This is a genomic window from Pseudomonas sp. K5002, from assembly GCF_013386655.1.
Classification (GTDB): Bacteria; Pseudomonadota; Gammaproteobacteria; order Pseudomonadales; family Pseudomonadaceae; genus Aquipseudomonas.
On the sequence record NZ_JACARK010000299.1, the window covers coordinates 5,020 to 5,349 of the forward strand.

General features: G+C 62.4%; 1 protein-coding gene. It reads right to left on the reverse strand.

Annotation, left to right across the window (positions count from 1 at the left end):
- On the reverse strand, nt 1–330 hold a 330-nt coding region (locus HX846_RS39570; RefSeq protein ID WP_256739821.1), incomplete at both ends, for an EAL domain-containing protein.

A 330-nucleotide genomic window follows, 5' to 3' on the forward strand; every position in this document is an offset into this window, starting at 1 on the left:
GGGGATGATCAGCCCGGTCTCTTCCGCCACGCTGATGAATTGATCGGGGCGGATCATGCCCTTTTCCGGATGGTTCCAGCGTAACAACGCTTCCATCCCCAGCAGACGACCGCTGCGCAGGCACAGCTTGGGCTGGTAGAACACGTCCAGTTCGTTCTGGGTCAGGGCGCGGCGCAGGTTGTTTTCCACGAACAGTTTGTAGCTGGCTTCGGCATTCAGCGCTTCGGTAAATACCTGCACCTGGTGCTTGCCGTTGGCCTTGGCCTTGTGCAGCGCCAGGCCGGCGTTGCGCATCAGGGTCTGCGGGTCGCGGCCATGCAGCGGCGCGCA